Here is a 20,614-nt window from a genome sequence, read left to right on the forward strand (position 1 = left end):
ATCAAATAGGCAGCGCATGATGTCACCCGAAAACCGCTTACACTTTTCGGCATCATGCTCTATGAGTGTGCCGCAATCGCAAGAGACTAAACGCGGTCTGCCGGCAGGCCGCATCAATCCGGTCGTTTTCCATGTCGCATAATACATTCGGTCATCTTTTCCGCGTCACCACCTGGGGCGAAAGCCACGGGCCGGCGCTCGGCTGCGTCGTCGACGGCTGCCCTCCCGGTCTTCGTTTCAAGCTTGAGGAGCTTCAGGTCTGGCTCGACAAACGCAAGCCTGGACAGTCACGCTTCGTGACGCAGCGGCGCGAGGATGATCTCGTCAAGGTACTGTCGGGCGTGATGATGGACGAGGACGGCGAGACGATGATCTCGACGGGGACGCCGATCTCGATGCTGATCGAGAATACCGACCAGCGCTCGAAGGACTACGGCGAGATCGCCCGCCGCTACCGCCCCGGCCATGCCGACTATACCTATGACGTCAAATACGGAATTCGCGACTATCGCGGCGGCGGACGTTCGTCTGCCCGCGAGACGGCCGCACGTGTCGCCGCCGGCGGCATCGCCCGCCTCGTCGTGCCTGGCGTAACCATCCGCGGGGCGCTGGTGCAGATCGGCAAGCACAAGATCAACCGCGCCAACTGGGATTGGGCGCAAGTGGACCAGAACCCCTTCTTCGCGCCCGATCCGGCAATCGTGCCCGTATGGGAAGAATATCTCGACGGCATCCGCAAGGCTGGTTCCTCGATCGGTGCCGTGGTCGAAGTCGTGGCCGAAGGCGTGCCTGAGGGTCTCGGCGCACCGATCTACGGCAAGCTCGATCAGGATATCGCCTCGCTTTTGATGTCGATCAACGCCGTCAAGGGCGTCGAGATCGGCGAAGGCTTCGCGTCGGCCGAGCTGACCGGCGAGGAAAATGCCGACGAGATGCGTATGGGCAATGACGGCAAGCGCATTTTCCTCTCCAACCATGCCGGCGGCATTCTGGGCGGTATTTCCACGGGCGAGCCTGTCGTTGCCCGCTTCGCCATCAAGCCGACCTCGTCGATCCTGACGGAACGCCAGTCGATCGATGCCGACGGCAACAATGTCGACCTGCGCACCAAGGGCCGCCATGATCCATGCGTCGGCATTCGCGCCGTACCGATCGGTGAAGCAATGGTTGCCTGCGCCATTGCCGACCATTATCTGAGGGATCGCGGCCAGACGGGCCAGCAGAGATAGGAATTCCGAGATGCCTTACGATCAGAAGCGTGTTGTCGATGCTATCAGGGCCTTCGAGGCCGGCGAGATCGTCGTCGTCATGGATGACAATGACCGCGAAAACGAAGGCGACCTGATCGTTGCCGCCGTTCACTGCACGCCCGAGAAGATGGCCTTCATCGTTCGCCACACCTCCGGCATCGTCTGCACGCCCATGCCGCGCGAGGAAGCCAAGCGGCTTAACCTCAATGCCATGGTGGCAGAAAATGATTCCGCCCATACGACCGCTTTCACTGTCTCCGTCGACTTCAAGCACGGCACGACAACGGGCATTTCCGCCGACGACCGCACGCTGACGGTGCGCAATCTCGCCAATCCGAATGTTGGCCCCACGGACTTCGTTCGCCCGGGCCATATCTTCCCACTGGTTTCCCGCGAAGGCGGCGTACTGATGCGCTCGGGCCATACCGAAGCCGCAGTCGATCTCTGCAAGCTCGCCGACCTGCCGCCGATCGGCGTCATCAGCGAACTCGTCAATGACGACGGCACGGTGATGCGCGGCCCGCAGGTTGCCGGTTTCGCCGAGCAGCACGGGCTGAAGATGGTCTCGGTCGCCGATCTCATCGCCTATCGCCAGCGCAAGGAAACGCTGATCGAACTCGGCACCAGCTTCGATATCGATACGGCGTTCGGCAAGGCTCGCGCGCACACCTACTCCCTGCCCTGGGACACGATGCAGCATCTCGCCGTCGTTTTCGGCGACATCCGTGATGGCATCGACATTCCGGTGCGCCTGCATCCGGAAAACGTCGCCGAGGATATTTTCGGCAAGCGCCGGCCCGTCGATTTCTACATGAAGAAGATTGCCGAAGAAGGCCGTGGCATCATCGTCTATCTGCGCGAAGGCTCCGTCGGCGTCGGCCATTTCGACAATGGCCGCAAGGCACGCCAGGCCGAACGCGAGAGCCATAGCGAGGCGCAGGCGCGCGATAGCGAGTGGCTGGAAATCGGTCTCGGCGCGCAGATCCTCAAGGATCTCGGCGTCAGCTCCATCAAGCTGCTCACCAGCCGCGAGCGCCACTATGTCGGCCTCGAAGGCTTCGGCATCAAGATCGCCAAGACCGAGATTTGCTGATTCTTCACCCTCCCCTTGAGGGGGAGGGTCGGAGCGAAGCTTCGGGGTGGGGTGATCACGGCGACCACCGGAGCCAAACAATTGCCACCCCCACCCGCCGCTTCGCGGCGACCTCCCCCCTCAAGGGGGAGGTGATTGATGCAGCCATCCACCAGGGCCAAGCTTCTCCGCTATGCTTAAAAGCTTTGCAGCGAGCCGGACTTATCCGATTGCCTGTTACGAGCCGCCCACGTCTTGAGGCGCAGCCCATTGAGCTTGATAAAGCCCTCTGCATCGTGGTGATCGTAGACGCCCGTGCCTTCCTCGAAGGTCACCAGTTCCGTCGAATACAGCGAGTGGGGAGAGCTGCGCGCGATGACACTGGCCGAGCCCTTGTAGAGCCGAACCGTCACCTCGCCGGTCACGTAGGTCTGGCTCGTATCGATCAGGGCCTGCAGCATCTCCCGCTCGGGTGAGTACCAGAAGCCGTTATAGATCAGCTCCGCATAGCGCGGCATGATCTCGTCTTTCAGGTGAGCGGCTGCACGGTCGAGCGTGATTGACTCGATCCCGCGATGGGCAGCGAGCAGGATCGTGCCGCCGGGTGTTTCATAGACTCCGCGCGACTTCATGCCGACAAAGCGGTTTTCGACCAGATCGAGCCGCCCGATTCCATGCTTGCCACCCAATTCGTTGAGCGCGGTCAGAAGTGCCGCCGGAGATAGTTTTTCGCCATTCACAGATACCGCGTCACCCCTTTCGAAGCCGATCGTAATGATCTCGGGCATGTCGGGCGCATGTAGGGGATCGACGGTTCGCTGGTAGATATAATCAGGCGCGATATCGGCGGGATCCTCGAGCACTTTGCCTTCGGTGGACGTATGCAGCAAATTTGCGTCGACTGAGAAGGGCGCTTCGCCGTGTTTGTCCTTGGGAACAGGGATCTGATGCTTTTCGGCATAGCTGATGAGCTGGGTCCGGGACTGAATGTCCCATTCGCGCCAGGGAGCGATGATCTTGATCGAGGGATCGAGGGCATTGGCGGTCAATTCGAAGCGGACCTGGTCGTTGCCCTTGCCGGTTGCCCCGTGCGCAATGGCGTCTGCGCCGACGTCCCGGGCAATGCCGACAAGATGCTTGGCGATCAGCGGACGAGCGATCGATGTGCCGAGGAGATACTGGCCCTCATAAAGCGTATTGGCGCGAAACATCGGGAAAACAAAGTCTCGCACGAATTCTTCGCGGACATCCACGATCCGGATATCTTTGATCCCCAGCATTTCGGCCTTCTTGCGCGCGGGTTCCAACTCCTCTCCCTGCCCCAGATCGGCAGTAAAGGTGACAACTTCGCACTGATAGGTCTCCTGCAGCCATTTCAGGATGATCGATGTGTCCAGGCCGCCCGAATAGGAGAGCACGATTTTATTGAGCTTTTTCGGCATGAGTAAGTTTCCATCTCGTGTTGAACGGATGGAATGTTAGGCCAAGCTGTGCGCAACGACCTTGCGAAGAAAGCAAAAAGAGATCAGTATTTGGCATAAAATGCCAAAATTAATGATCCATGAGGCAGATAACGCCAATGAGTTTGGACGACATCGACCGCCGTATCTTGCGCGTACTCCAGCGAAATGGGCGCGTCTCCAATGTGGAGCTGGCCAAGGAAGTCGGTTTATCGCCATCGCCCTGCCTACGCAGGGTACGATTGCTGGAGGAGGCTGGGGTCATAGACCGTTACGTTGCCTTGCTTGATCCGGCGAAGGTCGGCGCCGGCCTCACGGTTTTTGCCCGTGTCTGGTTCAAGACGCAGGATGCCGAGATAACGGTGCAGTTCGGCGAGGCGATCCGTAGATTTCCGGAGGTGATCGAATGCTACCTGACGACAGGGGAATGCGATGCGATCCTGCGGATCGTCACCGCCGATCTGCACAGCTATTGGCGTTTCCAGGCCGACTATCTGACACGCATCCCCAGCGTGCTGAACGTCAAGACTGACGTGCCGATGGAGACGCTCAAGCACAGCTTCGAATTACCGGTGAGGTAAGGAGGCGTTCATATCCAATTTTGTGCCATTCCGGCCTTTTGGGCTGATCGCAGTTGGAGCTTGCCTTTGCTGAGGCTTCAAAGCCCTTTCGCCGAAAATTCGTGGTCCAGCAGGCCCATCATGATGTCGTCGTGCCAGCTGCCGTTGACATAGGCCGTCTCCCGTTCCCGCCCTTCGACCACAAACCCGCATTTTTCATAGGCGCGGATGGCACGCTTGTTATAGGCGAGCACGCGTATTCCGATGCGATGCAGTCCCATATCGCCGAAGGCATGGTTCAGCAGCAGCGTGATGGCTTCGGTGCCGAAGCCTTTGCCAAGCAAAGCGGGGTTATTGATACCGAGCGCCATCGTCGCGCGCCTGTCCTGGCTATTGACGTTGTCCAATCTGATCTCACCGGCGAAGACGCCATTGATTTCGATGACCCACGCATGCGGATGATTGGTGAGCCATTGCACCCATGCAGTCGCGCCTTCCCGGGTGATCGGCTTCACGTCCTCTTTGTTTACGCCGTACATCTCCGCTATCTCGGCATGATTGCCGAGAGCGGCACGCACTTCGGCATCGGCGGCACTTGGCGGGCGCAGCCTGACATTGCGGCCTTCAAGAATTGGCGATGGCAATGAACCCTCCCTTTTTACAGGCGTCTCTTCTTAACCCTCCCCTTGAGGGGGAGGGTCGGAGCGAAGCTCCGGGGTGAGGTGATCGCCGCCACCTGCAGAGCCAAACAATTGTCACCCCCACCCGCGCATTCCGCGCGACCTCCCCCCTCAAGGGGGAGGTGATTAACCACGCCAGCCCTCGAGAAACACCACCTTCTCAACGCCGGTAAAGCGGGCGACACGCTCCAGTTCCGCTTCCAGCCTCTCCAGTCGGCCGGCGGAGGGTTTGACACCCTGTTCCAGCCACAAGCGCTTGACGTCAAGCGTGCCAGCCTTGCGGTCGGCCTTCATGTCGATTCGACCGATCAGCCGGTCGCCTTCCAGCAGCGGAAAGACATAGTAGCCGTATTCGCGCTTGGGCTCGGGCACGAAAATTTCGATGCGGTAAAAGAAGCCGAAGAGGCGTTCGGTGCGGTTGCGGTCGCGCAGCGTCGGATCGAAGGGGCTGAGGACGCGGATGCGCGCCGGCGCCTCCGGATAGCTGTCGAGCGTCGTCTGGAAATCGGTGAATGCGAAAGAGGGGCGCGGCTTGTCGCCCGCAGCCGGCTCGATGAGCACATCGGTCAGTTCGTCCCGGTGCGTCTCGACCCAGCTCTTGGCCTCCTGCGGCGTCACAAGGTCCCAGAAGGCAGCGATTTCGCCCGAGGTGGCAAAGCCCAGGCGCTGAAGCGCACCACGGCAAGCCCAATCGACGAACTCGTCATGCTCGACCTCGGGCTCATGGAAATGATTGGGCAGCACGCGCTCGACGAGATCATAGACCTTCTGGAAATTGGTGCGGCCGGCGATGGCGAATTTGCCGGTACGCCAGAAATATTCGAGCGCCGTCTTGTTCGGATGCCAGTTCCACCAGCCGCCGGAGACATGATTCTCCGCCTTGACTTCGCGCGCCATGATCGCGCCGTTCTTCAACACGCGCTCGTAGGTTTCCTCGAAGGCGGATTCGAACCCCTCGCCACGCCACTTTCGCCAGCGCTCCACCAGAGCCAATTCCTCGCGGCGGAACCGGTGTTTCCAGTAGACGAAGAAGGCACTCGGCACGATGGAGGCATCATGCGTCCAGTGCTCGAATAGCGCGCCGTCCTTTTCGAGGAGTTCCGTCAGATGCTCGCGCCGATAGGTCTGGTTGCGTGAGAACAGGATCTGATGATGCGCACGCTCGACGGTGCCGATGCTATCCACCTGCACAAAGCCGATATCATGGATGAGTTGCAGCAGTCTCGCCTTGGTCAAGGCGCGGTTCGGTGGATTGGCGAGCCCCTGCTTGGCAAGGAAAACGCGGCGGGCATCCCGATTCGAAAGCAGATTTGTCATGGAGGGATCATAGGCATAAATTCCCATGCTTTCAAACCACCTCATTTGATAAATGACCGCGATGCGCTATAGGACCGCGATACCATCAGGAAACAGGGCAGCCGCTTGGATATCCGCTTCGACAATGCCGGCGTAGACTATGGCGCACGCACCGCCCTCTTCCCGCTGAGCCTGACGCTCCAGGAGAAGCGGATCGGGGTCATCGGCCTCAACGGCTCGGGCAAGACGACATTCGCGCGGTTGATCAACGGGCTCGCCAAGCCGACGGCCGGCCGTGTCGTCGTCGATGGGCTGGATACGATCACCGATGCGGCCAAGGTACTCGGCAGGGTCGGCTATATCTTCCAGTCGCCGCAGAACCAGATCATCCTACCGATCGTGCGTGACGACATCGCTTTCGGGCTCAAGGCGCGTGGCTATGACAAGACACAGATCGAGACGGCGGTCGACGGTATTCTCCAGCGGTTCGGCGTCAGCCATCTCGGTGCGCGGCGCGCGCATGAGCTTTCAGGCGGCGAGCTGCAGATGGCCGCCCTCTGCTCGGTGCTGGTCACCGGCCCGGATATTCTGATCCTTGATGAGCCGACCAACCAGCTCGACCTCAAGAACCGCGCGCTGGTGCGAGGGACCATTGCGAGCCTGCCGGAAAGTGTCATCGTCATCAGCCACGACCTGCCATTGCTGGAGGATTTCGATCGCGTGCTGCTGTTCGACCAGGGCCGGCTGGTGGCCGATGCTCCGGCGGCGGACGCCATCGCTCGATACAGGGAGATGGCAGGCTGATGCAAACGCTGCATGTAGACGTTGACACCTGGCTCCATCGGCTGTCGCCGCGGGTGAAACTCACTACACTCGCAGCGCTCGGCATCCTGCTGTTTCTCCTCGATGCCGTCGCAGCCCTCGCGCTCGCGAACCTCATCGGCGCCGCCTTCTACTTCCGGACCGGCCTGCCGCTACGGGAGGCGTTGAGGCGACTGCGGCCGATCCTCATCTCCATCGCCATGCTGGCGCTCTTTACCGCACTCCTGAGCCCGCTGCATGCCGCCATCGTCGTGGCGCTGCGGCTGACCGCGCTTGCGCTGTTTGCGGCTGCGGTGACGGCGACGACATCGATGACCGACTTCATGGACGAGATCACGACGCTTGCGATGCCGCTCGAAAAAATCGGCCTGCTCAGGGCAGCCGATATCGGGCTCGCGATCGGCCTCGTCATCCGCTTCGTGCCCGAGATTCTCGACCGTTATCGCGCCATCCGCGATGCGCATCAGGCTCGCGGCATCAAGATACGCATGGCAACGACGCTCGCTCCGCTCATCATCCTGACTCTGCGCGATGCGGACAATATCGCAGCTGCGATTGACGCACGCGGCATTCGTCGGCATTGAACAACAATCTGTTTGCGAAGGAGCCGCCATGATCACCCGCGACCTCGTCCTCTCGGCGCTTTTTGCCGCCATCATCGTGGCGCTCGGCCTGCTGCCGCCAATCCCGATCGGCATCATCCTTGTGCCGATCACCGCGCAATCGCTCGGCATCATGCTGGCCGGCGTCGTGCTCGGTGCCAAGCGCGGCACGATCGCGGTGCTGATCGTCGTCCTGTTGGTGCTCATCGGCCTGCCGGTTCTGTCAGGTGGCCGCGGTGGCCTTGCCGTTCTTGCAGGTCCGACCGCTGGCTTCTTCATCGGCTGGATCTTCGCGGCCTTTGTCACCGGCTATCTCTCGGAGAGGCTGGTCAAGGCCGAGCAAAGCAGCCTCGTCCAGGGCGTTGGCTTCTTCCTCGCCGCAGTGGCAGGCGGTGTTATCGTGCTCTATGCCTTCGGCATTGCCTGGCTGAGCATCAATATCGGCTTCGAGAAGGCCTTTATCGGTTCCCTGAGCTTTGTGCCGGGCGATGTCATCAAGGCTGTCGTCGCAGCATTGGTGGGACGCGCTGTCATGGCCGGCTATCCGCTTCTGCCGCAGCGGAGCTAACCGCGGCTTAGGAAAGATATTTGTAGAGCCAGTCGCGCGTGTCCTCCGGCAGGGAAGCCGGGTCCTGTTCCTCACCGCGAACCGCGAGCCAGCGGATCTCGACTTCCGCCGCCAGTTCGTTGCCGGTTTCGACCAAGACGACGAAGCCGACGGATTTGCCGCCGATCTTGTTGACGCTGATCGAGAAGCGGGCAAGATCGTCGTAGCGCAGGGCCCGGTGCAGAGAGCAGGACGCCTTGGTGGCGATGTAGGCGGGTTCGTCATCGACCAGCGGCCGGGTGCGCCAGAAATTCGAAAGAGCCGTTTCCGCCTGCGAGATATAGGATGCAATGAACATCTGGCCGTGCCTGTCGACATCGCGCGGCGGCACCCTCACCTCGATGACATCGGATCGTTCTATACTCATCATCACTAAACAACCCTGGCCGACGCCACACACACCTTAATGAAAGCTTAACACCGCGCCTCGATAAGTAAACGGGCGCTACCCCAAAGTGGTTAAGATGGTTTGTTGACATTGTAGTGACATGGTCCATGTCCTCTAATAGGCGTCGCACCTCCTCTATAGATTGGCACCATGAGCACACGTCTTTACGAACACCCGATCTTTCTTGAACATATTGTTCCACCAGGCCACCCGGAACGGCCGGATCGGCTGCGCTCGCTGAACATTGCGCTGGAACATCCGAACTTCGAACGGCTTGACCGGCGCAAAGCCCCTGCGGCCCACGTGGACGCAGTCCTGCTCGCCCATCCTGAAGAGCATCTGGAATTCGTGCTGCGCTCGATGCCGGACAAGGGCGACGACGGCGAGATCAACCAGCTTGAGGCGGATACCTATGCCAGCCCGAAGACGCTGCAGGCGATCATGCACGGCGTCGGTGGGGCGATGGCGGCGGTCGACGATGTGTTTTCCGGTGCTGCCGACAATGTCTTCGTCGCGGCCCGCCCGCCGGGCCACCATGCCGAGAAATCCAAGGCCATGGGCTTCTGCTTCTTCAACAATGCGGCCGATCGTCGGCCCGCCATGCGCAGAAGGCCCACGGAGCTGAGCGCGTCGCCATTGTCGATTGGGATGTCCACCACGGCAACGGCACGCAGGACATCTTCTGGGACGATCCGTCCGTGCTGTTCTGCTCGACCCACCAGATGCCGCTCTATCCAGGCACAGGCAAAAAAGATGAGCGCGGCGCGCATGACACCATCGTCAATGCGCCGCTCTCGCCGAATACCGGCGGCGACCATTTCCGCGAGGCTTTCAAGTCGCGTGTGCTGCCGGCGCTTCATGATTTCCGCCCAGATCTCATCATCATCTCCGCCGGTTTCGACGCCCACCATCGCGATCCGCTGGCACAATTGAACCTCACCGGTGAGGATTTCGACTGGGCGACCGGGCGGATTCTGGAGGCTGCCGATCGCAGCGCCAAGAACCGGGTCGTCAGCCTGCTCGAAGGCGGCTATGATCTGGAAGGGCTGGCCGAATCGGCTGGCCTGCATATTCTGCGCATGATGAAGGGGTGACGATGAGCGAGAACGCCAAGGTAGATGTTTCAGGCTATTCCTTCGAGAAGGCCGTGGCGGAGCTTGAAAGCATCGTCGCACGCCTGGAGCGCGGCGACGTGGCGCTGGACGAATCCATCACCATCTATGAGCGCGGCGAAGCGCTGAAGAAGCATTGCGAGGCGCTGCTCTCGGCAGCCGAAAACCGCATCGAGAAGATCCGGCTCGACCGCGCCGGTAAGCCGCAGGGCACGGAGCCGCTGGACGGCGCGTGAGACAAAACGGGAAAGTTTGAGTTTGCCTGACATTCCCGGTAGGTTGCACCTCAACCGAAAGGAGAGCCTCCATGTCCTTCTTCCCAGGAAATGATCCGCACGCCGGTGATGCCTTCGCCTGCGACGCGATCGAGAATCTCATCATCCCACGCACCAGCGACCTTGGTGGCTTCTCCGTGCGGCGGGCTCTTCCAAGCAGCCGGCGGCGGCTGGTGGGGCCGTTCATCTTCTTCGACCGCATGGGGCCTGCAATCTTTCGCCCGGGCCAGGCGGTTGATGTGCGCCCGCATCCGCATATCGGCCTTTCCACCGTCACCTACCTGTTCGACGGCGAAATCCGCCATCTCGACAGCCTCGGCACGGCCAAGGTAATCCGCCCCGGCGACGTCAACCTGATGACGGCCGGACGCGGGATCGTGCACTCCGAACGCACCCCGGAAAATCTGCGCGACCATCCCTTTGCCATGTCTGGCCTGCAGACATGGCTGGCACTTCCCGACGACAGGGAGGAGATCGACCCATCCTTTGCCCATACGGAAAAAAACGAGCTACCTGTCATTTCCGATGGCGGCGTGACCGGGCGCGTGGTGATCGGCGATTTCGAAGGCCTGAAATCTCCGGTGAAATCCTTCACCGACACGCTCTATGTCGATCTGCAGCTTCAGCCGAACGCGACGTTTCCTTTTGGCGCAGCCCATGAAGAGCGAGCGGTCTATATTCTCTCCGGCTCGCTCATCGTTGCGGGCGATCACTTTGCTCAGGATCAGCTCCTCGTTTTCCGCCCCGGCGACGCCATAACCCTCGAAGCTGCGGAAAAAGGCTGTCATCTCATGCTTTTTGGTGGTGCGGCGCTCAATTCGAAGCGCTATATCTGGTGGAACTTCGTGTCATCTTCCAAGGAACGCATCGAAAAGGCCAAGGAAGAATGGCGCACGGGCCGCTTCGACATCGTACCGGGCGATGAGGAAGAATTCATTCCATTGCCGGAGGGCTAACGGGTTCATAACAATCCCACATGTTTCTTGTTCGGGAGCACCTTGAATTCGGCGTCTTTTGTCGCAATCTGTTTTGACGTAAAGGCGGGATCCCGCCCAAGAATAGCAAGAAAGAGGCTCCAGCCTTGACACAAATGCCAGAGACGCCGCTGCTCGACCGGGTCCATTTTCCTTCCGACCTGCGCAAGCTTGAGGACCGGGACTTGCCGCAACTCGCCCGCGAAGTCCGCGACGAGATGATCGATGCGGTGTCGCGCACCGGCGGGCATCTCGGCGCCGGCCTCGGCGTCGTCGAACTGACCATCGCCATCCACAGCGTTTTCAATACGCCGAGCGATCGCCTGATCTTCGATGTCGGGCATCAGTGTTATCCGCACAAGATCCTGACCGGGCGGCGTGATCGTATCCGCACGCTGAGGCAGGAAGACGGCCTTTCCGGCTTCACGCGCCGGGCCGAAAGCGAATACGACCCCTTCGGCGCCGCGCATTCATCGACGTCCATTTCCGCCGGCCTCGGCATGGCTGTAGCCGCCGAGCTCGACAAGACCGACCGCCGCGTCATTGCCGTCATCGGCGATGGCGCCATGTCGGCCGGCATGGCCTATGAAGCCCTTAACAATGCCGGCGCGCTCGACGCGCGACTGATCGTCATCCTCAACGACAACGACATGTCGATCGCACCGCCGACCGGCGCAATGAGCGCCTATCTCGCCCGCCTCGCCTCAGGCCGCACCTATATGGGCTTCCGCGACCTCGGCAAGAAATTGACGGCCTATCTCGGCAAGAAGGTTGATCGCGCCATCACGCGGGCAGTCGAACATGCACGGGGCTATGTGACCGGCGGGACGATGTTCGAGGAGATGGGTTTCTACCATATCGGCCCGATCGACGGTCACTCCTTCGAACACCTGCTGCCAGTGCTGCGCAATGTGCGCGACAATGCGCAGGGTCCGGTGCTGATTCATGTCGTGACGCAGAAGGGCAAGGGTTATCCCCCTGCCGAGGCAGCTGCCGACAAGTACCATGGCGTCAACAAGTTCGACGTCATCACCGGCGCGCAGGCCAAGGTGAAACCAAATGCACCGAGCTATACCAGCGTCTTCGCCGATGCCCTGGTGCAGGAGGCAACGCTCGATGAGAAGATCGTCGGCATTACAGCCGCCATGCCGAATGGCACCGGCCTCGATAAGCTGCAGGAATTTTTCCCCAAGCGCTGTTTTGACGTCGGCATCGCCGAGCAGCATGCCGTGACCTTCGCCGCAGGCCTTGCCACCGAAGGCTACAAGCCGTTCGCGGCGCTTTATTCCACCTTCCTGCAGCGCGCCTATGACCAGGTGGTGCATGACGTGGCGATCCAGGGCCTGCCGGTTCGCTTCCCGATCGACCGTGCCGGCTTTGTCGGGGCTGATGGTCCGACGCATGCGGGCTCCTTCGACACCGCCTTTCTTGCCACCTTGCCCGGTTTCGTTGTCATGGCCGCTTCCGATGAGGCGGAGCTCAAGCACATGGTGCGCACTGCGGCCGCCTATGATCTCGGCCCAATTTCGTTCCGCTATCCGCGCGGCGAAGGCGTCGGCATCGAAATGCCTGAGCGCGGCCAGATTCTGGAAATCGGCAAGGGTCGCGTGATCAAGCAGGGTTCGAAGGTTGCATTGCTCTCCTTCGGCACGCGCCTGGCCGATAGCCTTGCCGCTGCCGAGGATCTCGATGCTGCCGGCCTGCCGACGACGGTTGCGGACGCCCGTTTCGCCAAGCCGCTCGATCACGATCTCATTCGCCAGCTGGCCGCTCACCACGAGATGCTGATCACCATCGAAGAAGGTTCGGTCGGCGGCTTCGGCAGCCAGGTCATGCAGTTCCTCGCCAGCGAGGGATTGCTCGACAACGGGCTGAAGATCCGCACGCTCGTCATGCCCGATATCTGGATGGATCAGGCCAAGCCCGAGGTGATGAATGCCAAGGCCGGCCTCGACCGCGCCGGCATCGTGCAGACGGTGTTCAGAGCGCTTGGCCACAGCCGTATCGTCGAAGCAGCCGGATAGGATCTAAGCCTTATCGGCAGCATCTCGGCCTTGCTGATCGTTTGTGATCTCAGGGCTGGAAGACAGCAACCCGGTCTCGCCCGGCTGCCTTGGCCTGATAGAGGGCGGCATCGACATTCTTCAACAGCAATATGCGCGTCGCACCGTCATGCGGCGCCAGCGCCGCGCCTATGCTCAACCGGGCAAAAATGGACACACCGTCGACCGTGAATGGCGCACGAAAGGCGACAAGCAGCCGTTCCGAAAGCGATAGAAGAGCGCTCCTGTCGGCCGGATCAGGAACGAATATCGCGAACTCATCGCCGCCCATGCGTACGACAATGTCCTCGGTGGAAATGACCGAGCGGATGCGCAGGGCAGCCTCGCACAAGACCTCATCGCCGACATTGTGACCAAAGCGGTCGTTGATCGACTTGAAGCCGTCCATGTCGAGATAGAGCACACCGAAGTTGCGGCCGGCAGCGACGGCAGCGCTCAGCGATCCATCGACCACGGCCTCCAGCGCCGACCTGTTCAGGAAACGAGTCAAAGGGTCGGTCATGGCAGCAGTGCGCAAACCATTCTCGGCGATGCCCATCAGCAGATTGGTCTTTTGAAGCCGCAGAAGCGCACTTGCGATCTGGGCGAACCGCACGAGGCTTTGCTCCTCGCTCTCGGAAAACTCCCGCGGCTTCTGGTCGAGAATGCAGAAGGCGCCGACCGGCAGGCCATTTTCCAACCGCACCGGCGCGCCCGCATAAAAGCGCAGATGCGGATCCTCGACCACGAAGGGGGCGCTCTTCAGCTCGGGATCGGCGGCGAGATCGGATATAACAAGCAATTCGTCGTCGAAGACCACGCGGGTGCAGATCGACATGTCGCGGGAGCATTCGGCAATCTTCAGGCCTGCCTGCCCGGCTATGCGCTGCCAGTCCTCGTCGATGATATTGATCGCGGCATAGGGCGAGGCGAAGACTTGCCTTGCGAGCTCGGCGACAATGGCCAGCTCCGGCGTCGGAATGCTGTGGATCGCATTCAGGGAGCGTACGGCCAAAAGTCTCTGCGTTTCATTGGCCGGAACTCGGACGAGTTGTCCCATTCGAATCTCCCTCGGCAATCCTTGTGACCGGGCTATAGAAAAAGTGGATCGACGCTCAGCGCAACCCTGCCACCGATCAAATATTTAATAAATCTTGACGAAAGCATGTCCCGGCCGCGCATCGAAAACGGTATGGCAGCTCTTAAAACCCCGCAGCCCTTGGGAAGAGCCGCCGCCTGCCTTGAAACGGCCTGCTCCAAAATAACGCATCCACAATTTTTCCTTTTTGCGCAGCCTGTGAAACGCAAATCGGCCCGCCACAGAGCGGCGGGCCGACGAAGTCTGAAGGCGATGATTCCCCAGTGGCGGCCTCGCAAGGCTGCCACTGGGAGCATTACCGGAAAGCGCTCAGAACTCTTCCCATTCGTCCTGCGCGGGCGCTACGGCACTTGCCTTGGCGCCGAAAGCCTTGGCCACGGTGCGGCTCAGAGCCCTCGCCGGCGATGCCGCCGGCTTCGAACGTGGGGTCGCGACGGCAGGCCGAGCGGGCGCTGCCTGTGGTGCGTTGCCGAGGCGGAACTGCTGGAGCAGTTCGTTCAGCCCAGCAGCTTCGCGGGCAAGCGCATGGCTTGCCGCAGTCTGTTCCTCGACCATGGCGGCATTCTTCTGCGTGCCTTGATCCATGGTGTTGACCGCAGTATTGATCTCCTGCAGGCCGGTCGACTGTTCGCGGGTCGCCGTAACGATCGCGCCGACATGGCGATTGATTTCCTGCACTTCGGAGACGATCAGCTCCAGCGCCTTGCCGGTCTCGCCGACCAGGGACACGCCAGTATTGACCTGGTCGCTCGAGGTCGTGATCAGCGCCTTGATTTCCTTGGCGGCATTGGCGGAGCGCTGGGCGAGCTCGCGCACTTCCTGGGCAACGACGGCAAAGCCCTTGCCTGCATCGCCGGCACGGGCGGCTTCGACACCGGCGTTCAGCGCCAGCAGGTTGGTCTGGAAGGCGATATCGTCGATGACGCTGATGATGTTGCTGATCTCGCCCGAAGACTTTTCGATCTGCTGCATGGCGGAGACTGCCTTGCGCACCACTTCGCCGGACTTTTCGGCGCCGAGACGGGCGCGTTCGACGAGATGGCCGACATCTTCGGCGCGTTTGGCCGAATCACGAACCGTCGTCGTCACCTGTTCCAGCGCTGCGGCTGTCTCCTCGACGGAGGCTGCCTGCTGCTCGGTGCGATGAGCAAGCTCATCGGCCGCGGAGCGGATCTCGCCGGCACCGGCATTGATGGCGGCGGCATTACGGCCGACCGACTGCAGGGCTGCTTCCAGCTTCTCGACGGCATTGTTGAAATCGGCACGAACGCTGTCGAACTGCGGTGCGAAGGCGCGGTCAAGGCGTGCCGCGACATTGCCGGAGGAGAGAGCGGCAAGCCCGCCCGCAAGCGTTTCCATGGCAAAGCGGATTTCACCCTCTTCGCGCGCCTTCTGCTCGTCGCTCATCTGGCGCTGGCGCTCAGCGTCATCGCGCATGCGATCGGTCTCGCTGGCAAGACGGAGCTTTTCGATCGCCGCCTGCTTGAAGACGAGGACGGCATCGGCCATGCGGCCGACTTCGTCGCCACGGCCGACAGCCGGAACGTCGATATCGTGCTCGCCGCTGGCCAGGCGGCCCATGGCAGCCGTCATGCCGACGATCGGACGAACGGTGATGCGCGACAGCAGCCAGGCGAGGAGTGCGGCAAGCAGTGCCACGAAAATGCCGCCTGCGATCAGCGTCAGGCGCAGATCACTGTTGGCTTCATCCTGCATAGCCCCCAGATCGTTGGCCTGGGTACGGGCGGCCTGCTTGATCTTCGCCGCAGCCTCGCGGAAGCCATCGAGCTGGCCCTTGGTTTCGTTCTGACCGATCTTGACGATCTGGTCGAGCGGCGTCTCGGTTTCCTTGCGGGCCTTGGCCTGCGGCTCTGCAAGCTGATGGAAATAGATATCGGCGGCCTTCTGCATGTTGTCTATGGCCTGCAGCAAGTCCGGAGAATCAGCCGCGACCTGCTTGGCAGCGGCAATGCTCTTCAGCATCCGCTCGCGGTTGGCGAAAATATCGCCATAGGTGCTGTCGCTGCGCAGCAACAGGAAGCCGCGCAGATTGACGGCCTGTTCCAGCATGGCCTGCAAGGAGTCGTCGACAAGATTGACGAGCTGGTGTGACTTGGCCTGCTCTGCAGCAGCGCCGGCCGACACCTCTTCCTTGGAATAGACGAATGCGGAAACACAGGCGAAAATGGCAATCAGCGCCGTGAACGTGATGGCAAGCTTGCCATTCAGCGAGAGTCTTTTCGCAAACATGAGCGAGCGCCTCCTGAGCGCCGGTCCTGGCGAGCATCGACGGGCCGTGTTTGGGAGAAACACTGCCGGATACTCGGGAAATTCAGGGAAGGGCATGATTGGGACGCAAAAGCGCGAAGCCTTCATGGCAGGCGGCGATCTCGAAACCGATCGCCGTAATCCCGAATATCCGTAAGGGCTTCGGCTTTAAATTTATTTAATTTCGCGCAACTGGTCTTTAAACGCGGCCTAGTTCACGGGTGCCGCGGAAAGGATCAGAATGTCCAGATCGTGCTCGGGATAAAAATCCTGCGCCGTCACCTGGAAAGTCGTTGGCCCGGTCTTCTTGACGTCCGTTCCGCAAAAGCTGATGTAGTTTTCCGGGCTGCCCTTGTCGACGGTCAGCTCGAAGTGCTTGATCGGTCCAGACCAGTTGGCGCCCGTCGTCAACACATAGGAAATCCAGCTCTCTACATAGGTGCGGCCACCCTTGTCGGCCACGGCGGCAAGCTTGGTCGCCGTCTTGAGGAATGCCTCATCCACGCAATATCGGCCGCGATAGACCTGCAGCTGCTGCTTCTGGTAGTCCTCGTCGCCGGCAAAGGTGATGGCCACGGTGCCGCCGACGCTCGGCTTGTAACGATGCTGGACTGTTATCTTCGCCTTGGCCGGGAATTTGGTGCGCCACCAGTAAGTGGTATGCAGGGTCCACATCGGCGTCGGATGATGCTTCATGCCCTGGCCGTCATTGTCGTATTCGTCGTCGGTGATCAAACCGCGAGCCGTCCAATCTTCCAACACATCGAGAGGCAACTTGGCGACGGCATCCATCGCGGCCTTGCTGAGCGGCAACAGCGGCACGCCCTGCGCCTTCAACTCATCGGTCATGTCGACATCGGCGACCGATACGCGCTGCTGAAGCGTTGGGGTGATGGCCTTGCCATCCTGGGTCACAGTGAAACCGAGAAAATTGTCTGCCTCGACATTTCCGGCATCGACCATGCTGTCGACATCGCCCTTGATATCGGGCATCGGGAAGGCAACCACGCTTTCGACATCCTTATCGGAGGTGTTTTCGAAGACGTAATCCACCCGCACCTCGGTTGCCGATATGAACAGTTTTTCCTGATCCATGCTGATATCGCCGCTGCGGACATAGGCGAGGCCGCCCGTCTTCAGCTCGGCCATGGTGTCGTTCGCCAGGGCCGGCGTGGCAAACATCGCCAATAGAGCCGCATAGCCACCGATTCTTCGCATGAATGACCCCTCAGCCGTTGATTTAAGCGATTATCTCCGGCTGCAGTCCGGCGTCAACGCCGAGATTGCCACAAAAGGCTTGCAACGCAATGCATTGACCGGCATGGACAGCCTATGTCCGAACCTCAACGCCTTGACCAGCTCCTCGTCACCCTTTCGCTCTTCGCCAGCCGATCCCGCGCGCGCGATGCCATCCAACGCGGCACCGTGACCGTCGACGGCAGGGTCGTGACCAAGCCGGGGACGCTGTTTACCGAGGAGGTGCAGATCGGCATCGACGATCCGGCTCAGGATTACGTGTCCCGTGCGGCCTTGAAACTGGTAGCCGCGCTCGATCATTTCGGTCTCGATCCGCAAGGCCTGCACTGTCTCGACGTCGGCGCATCCACCGGCGGATTTACCGAGGTATTGCTGCAGCGCGGCGCCGCGCATGTCACATCCATCGATGTCGGCCATGGACAGATGCATCCGCGCATATCGGCCGATCCGCGCGTCACCAATATGGAAGGGCTGAACGCCCGCAACCTCACCGCCGAAGATATCGGCGGGCCGTTCTCCTTTCTCGTTTCCGACGTCTCCTTCATCTCATTGAAGCTGGCGCTGGCACCGGCCTTGGCTCTTGCCGAACCGGGCGCGCGCGCGGCGCTGCTGGTGAAGCCGCAATTCGAGGCGGGTCGCGATGCTGTCGGCAAGGCCGGACTGCTGAAAGATCCCTCCTCCGCTCCGGCGGTTGCTGCCGAACTTGAGCGCTGGTTCTCCGAGGATATGGGCTGGAAGAGCCTCGGCCTCATCCCCTCGCCCATTGCCGGCGGCGACGCAACCACGAATTTCTTCTCGCAGGGATCAAGCCATGAGCACTGAAACCGTCACCATCCAGAAGCTCGGCGCCCAGGGCGACGGCATTGCGCAAGGCACGGACGGACCGATCTATGTGCCTTTCACGCTTCCCGGCGAAAGCGTCGCCATCGCGCGGGTGAAAAGTCAGGGCACGCTGATGTCGATCGCATCGGCTTCGCCGGATCGGCAGGAGCCGCACTGTCGACACTTCGGCCCGGATGGCGTCAACGGCACCTGCGGCGGCTGCACGCTGCAGCACTATGCCGATGCGCCCTACCGCGCTTTCAAGCGTCAGCTCGTCGTCGATGCATTGCGCTCCAAGGGCCTGACGCCCGAGGTGGACGATATCGTCGCTGCCCATCCCGGCGAGCGGCGGCGGGTGGTCTTTGCGGCACGCAAGACCGAAAAGAGCACGCTGATCGGCTTCAACCAGGCCGAAAGCCATCACATCGTCGCGATCGAGGAATGTCCCATCGCGTCCGCGGGGATCATGTCGCGGCTGGAGGCGATCAGGGCGGTCGCGACGCGCTCGCCGTCAATGCCGAAGCCTTCCGCATCTCCGTGCTGGAAACGTCATCCGGCCTCGATCTCGCCGTCGACGGCATCAAATCTCTATCCGACAAGCAGCGCCGCAGCACGGTCGAGACTGTGCTGGCGCTTCGCGGCATAGCCCGCGTATCGCTGAACGGCGAAATCCTGGTCGAGCCGGCAAAGCCGATCATCGAATTCGGCGGCGTGCAGATCGCACCTCCTCCGGGCGCCTTCACGCAGGCAACCAAGCAGGCCGAGGACGCGATGGCCGAGCTGGTCGCAGCCCATGTTGGCAAGGCCAAGCGCATCGCCGATCTTTTCGCCGGCGCCGGCACCTTCTCGCTGCGTCTGGCGCGCATCGGGCGCGTGCATGCGGTGGAAAGCGAAGGCAAGCCGCTCGCCGCACTCGACCACGCCGCCCGCAATACGCAGGGGTTGAAGCCCGTCACCATTGAGCGCCGCGATCTCTTCCGCCGGCCGCTGATGAAACAGGAACTGAAAGTCTACGACGCCGTCGTCTTCGACCCTCCGCGCGCCGGAGCAGAGTTTCAGAGCAAGGAACTCGCCCTCTCGCAAGTCAAGAAGATCGTCGCGGTCTCCTGCAATCCCCTGACGCTCGCCCGCGATCTCGCGCTGCTCATCGAAGGCGGCTACCGCATCACCAAGGTGACACCGATCGACCAGTTCCTCTGGACCTCGCATGTCGAGGTGGTCGTGGCGCTCGAGAAGTAAGGAATTGCGCGAGGCAGAGTCCTCGCGCAGGTATCCTCACCGCTTCATGAACGCCTCGAAGGCCGCGCGGGCTTCCGCACTTTTCAGCCGCGCGGCGAAATGCTCGGCCTCTTCCGTGATGCGGCCAAGGATGGCGTCCGGCGGGCCGCGCATGAGGTCGCGGGCGATCCGCAGCGCCTCTGGCGGCTTGGCGGCGAGCCTGGCGGCAAGTGCCAGGGTCTCGGCTTCCACAGCCTCTGGTGCGGTCACCTTCCAGATCAGGCCGGCGTCCTTCGCGTCAGTAGCGGAAAAACCTTCGCCGAGGGCGAGCAGGGCGAAGGCGCGTTGATGACCCATCAGGCGCGGCGCAATCAGGCTTGAGGCGGCTTCGGGCACGAGGGCGAGATCGACGAAGGGCGTCTTGAACAGGCTGCGGTCGGACGCAACCGTCAGATCGCAATGCAGATGGATCGTCGTGCCGATGCCGATCGCAAGTCCGTCGACGCCGGAAACGACCGGTTTCCTGGCGCTCGCCAGCGCGACGAGAAAGTCGATCACTTCGCGGCCCATGCTGCCGCCCATGGCGAAGGCCAGGAAATCGGCCATGTCGTTGCCCGCGGAGAAGCAGCCGTCCGTGCCAAGGAAGACACTGACGCGGATATCCGGCGTCTCGTCTGCCGCCTTCAGCGCATCGGTCATCGCCTGATACATGGCGCGGGTGATCGCGTTCTTCTTTTCCGGTCGATTGAACCGGATGATCTGGACATGCGGCGCGGTCTCGGAACGTTCGATCAGAATGTGGTCGGTCAT

17 protein-coding genes and 3 pseudogenes are annotated in these 20,614 nt (G+C 61.3%); 12 read left to right on the top strand and 8 right to left on the bottom strand.

Annotation, left to right across the window (positions count from 1 at the left end):
* Positions 1–131 precede the first annotated feature (131 nt).
* Positions 132–1,229, top strand: coding sequence for a chorismate synthase (gene aroC / locus BSK43_RS25915; protein ID WP_077471292.1), 1,098 nt, complete (start codon positions 132–134; stop codon positions 1,227–1,229).
* Between the two features lie 10 nt (positions 1,230–1,239).
* Positions 1,240–2,343 carry a 3,4-dihydroxy-2-butanone-4-phosphate synthase gene (gene ribB, locus BSK43_RS25920; protein WP_077471293.1) on the top strand — a complete coding sequence of 368 codons (1,104 nt, stop codon included), beginning with the start codon at positions 1,240–1,242 and terminating at the stop codon, positions 2,341–2,343.
* Positions 2,344–2,519: 176 nt separating this feature from the next.
* Here the strand turns inward: ribB and BSK43_RS25925 are convergent, their stop codons facing one another.
* Complete coding sequence (locus BSK43_RS25925) at positions 2,520–3,764, bottom strand: argininosuccinate synthase (RefSeq protein WP_077471294.1); 1,245 nt, start codon at positions 3,762–3,764, stop codon at positions 2,520–2,522.
* 137 nt (positions 3,765–3,901) lie between these two features.
* On the opposite strand from BSK43_RS25925, the gene BSK43_RS25930 reads away from it, so the two are divergent.
* Entirely contained in the window at positions 3,902–4,363 is a 462-nt protein-coding gene (locus tag BSK43_RS25930; RefSeq protein WP_246662673.1) for an Lrp/AsnC family transcriptional regulator, read from the top strand.
* Positions 4,364–4,440: 77 nt separating this feature from the next.
* Here BSK43_RS25930 and BSK43_RS25935 read toward each other — a convergent pair whose 3' ends face one another.
* Both BSK43_RS25935 and BSK43_RS25940 read right to left on the bottom strand, forming a co-directional pair.
* Positions 4,441–4,986 carry a GNAT family protein gene (locus BSK43_RS25935; RefSeq protein ID WP_077471296.1) on the bottom strand — a complete coding sequence of 182 codons (546 nt, stop codon included), beginning with the start codon at positions 4,984–4,986 and terminating at the stop codon, positions 4,441–4,443.
* A 162-nt stretch (positions 4,987–5,148) separates the two neighbouring features.
* Positions 5,149–6,339, bottom strand: a complete 1,191-nt coding sequence (locus BSK43_RS25940) for a winged helix-turn-helix domain-containing protein (RefSeq protein ID WP_077471335.1) — start codon at positions 6,337–6,339, stop codon at positions 5,149–5,151.
* A 105-nt stretch (positions 6,340–6,444) separates the two neighbouring features.
* On the opposite strand from BSK43_RS25940, the gene BSK43_RS25945 reads away from it, so the two are divergent.
* From BSK43_RS25945 to BSK43_RS25955, 3 genes are read left to right on the top strand one after another with little or no spacing between them, the layout of a single operon-like run.
* Positions 6,445–7,122 carry an ABC transporter ATP-binding protein gene (locus BSK43_RS25945; protein ID WP_077471297.1) on the top strand — a complete coding sequence of 226 codons (678 nt, stop codon included), beginning with the start codon at positions 6,445–6,447 and terminating at the stop codon, positions 7,120–7,122.
* Entirely contained in the window at positions 7,122–7,724 is a 603-nt protein-coding gene (locus BSK43_RS25950) for a CbiQ family ECF transporter T component (RefSeq protein ID WP_077471298.1), read from the top strand. Before BSK43_RS25945 ends, BSK43_RS25950 begins: the two co-directional genes overlap by 1 nt.
* Before the next feature lie 28 nt (positions 7,725–7,752).
* Positions 7,753–8,310 carry a biotin transporter BioY gene (locus BSK43_RS25955; RefSeq protein ID WP_077471299.1) on the top strand — a complete coding sequence of 186 codons (558 nt, stop codon included), beginning with the start codon at positions 7,753–7,755 and terminating at the stop codon, positions 8,308–8,310.
* A 7-nt stretch (positions 8,311–8,317) separates the two neighbouring features.
* Here the strand turns inward: BSK43_RS25955 and BSK43_RS25960 are convergent, their stop codons facing one another.
* Positions 8,318–8,719, bottom strand: a complete 402-nt coding sequence (locus BSK43_RS25960; RefSeq protein ID WP_068384861.1) for a thioesterase family protein — start codon at positions 8,717–8,719, stop codon at positions 8,318–8,320.
* 168 nt (positions 8,720–8,887) lie between these two features.
* On the opposite strand from BSK43_RS25960, the pseudogene BSK43_RS25965 reads away from it, so the two are divergent.
* The 4 genes and pseudogenes from BSK43_RS25965 (at position 8,888) to dxs (ending at position 13,122) form a co-directional block, all read left to right on the top strand.
* Positions 8,888–9,831: pseudogene (locus tag BSK43_RS25965) on the top strand (histone deacetylase family protein).
* Between the two features lie 2 nt (positions 9,832–9,833).
* On the top strand, positions 9,834–10,085 hold the full coding sequence (locus tag BSK43_RS25970; protein WP_077471301.1) for an exodeoxyribonuclease VII small subunit: 252 nt from the start codon (positions 9,834–9,836) through the stop codon (positions 10,083–10,085).
* A 71-nt stretch (positions 10,086–10,156) separates the two neighbouring features.
* Positions 10,157–11,080, top strand: coding sequence for a pirin family protein (locus BSK43_RS25975; protein WP_077471302.1), 924 nt, complete (start codon positions 10,157–10,159; stop codon positions 11,078–11,080).
* Between the two features lie 125 nt (positions 11,081–11,205).
* Positions 11,206–13,122 (top strand): 1-deoxy-D-xylulose-5-phosphate synthase, encoded by a 1,917-nt coding sequence (dxs, locus tag BSK43_RS25980; RefSeq protein WP_077471303.1) that lies wholly within the window; start codon positions 11,206–11,208, stop codon positions 13,120–13,122.
* Positions 13,123–13,171: 49 nt separating this feature from the next.
* Here dxs and BSK43_RS25985 read toward each other — a convergent pair whose 3' ends face one another.
* The 3 genes from BSK43_RS25985 to BSK43_RS25995 form a co-directional block, all read right to left on the bottom strand.
* Positions 13,172–14,200, bottom strand: coding sequence for a sensor domain-containing diguanylate cyclase (locus BSK43_RS25985; protein ID WP_077471304.1), 1,029 nt, complete (start codon positions 14,198–14,200; stop codon positions 13,172–13,174).
* Positions 14,201–14,548: 348 nt separating this feature from the next.
* Positions 14,549–16,489 (bottom strand): methyl-accepting chemotaxis protein, encoded by a 1,941-nt coding sequence (locus tag BSK43_RS25990; protein WP_077471305.1) that lies wholly within the window; start codon positions 16,487–16,489, stop codon positions 14,549–14,551.
* 228 nt (positions 16,490–16,717) lie between these two features.
* Positions 16,718–17,725: a DUF4424 domain-containing protein gene (locus BSK43_RS25995; RefSeq protein WP_077471306.1), complete on the bottom strand. Its 1,008-nt coding sequence runs from the start codon at positions 17,723–17,725 to the stop codon at positions 16,718–16,720.
* Between the two features lie 114 nt (positions 17,726–17,839).
* Between BSK43_RS25995 and BSK43_RS26000 the strand changes: the two are divergent.
* Both BSK43_RS26000 and BSK43_RS26005 read left to right on the top strand, forming a co-directional pair.
* Positions 17,840–18,579: pseudogene (locus tag BSK43_RS26000) on the top strand (TlyA family RNA methyltransferase).
* A pseudogene (locus BSK43_RS26005) lies at positions 18,576–19,825 on the top strand (class I SAM-dependent RNA methyltransferase). Before BSK43_RS26000 ends, BSK43_RS26005 begins: the two co-directional pseudogenes overlap by 4 nt.
* A gap of 36 nt (positions 19,826–19,861) precedes the next feature.
* On the opposite strand, the gene BSK43_RS26010 reads toward BSK43_RS26005, so the two are convergent.
* On the bottom strand, positions 19,862–20,614 hold the full coding sequence (locus BSK43_RS26010; protein ID WP_077471307.1) for a crotonase/enoyl-CoA hydratase family protein: 753 nt from the start codon (positions 20,612–20,614) through the stop codon (positions 19,862–19,864).

The sequence above is a fragment of the Rhizobium sp. P44RR-XXIV genome, from assembly GCF_001999485.2.
Classification (GTDB): Bacteria; Pseudomonadota; Alphaproteobacteria; order Rhizobiales; family Rhizobiaceae; genus Rhizobium.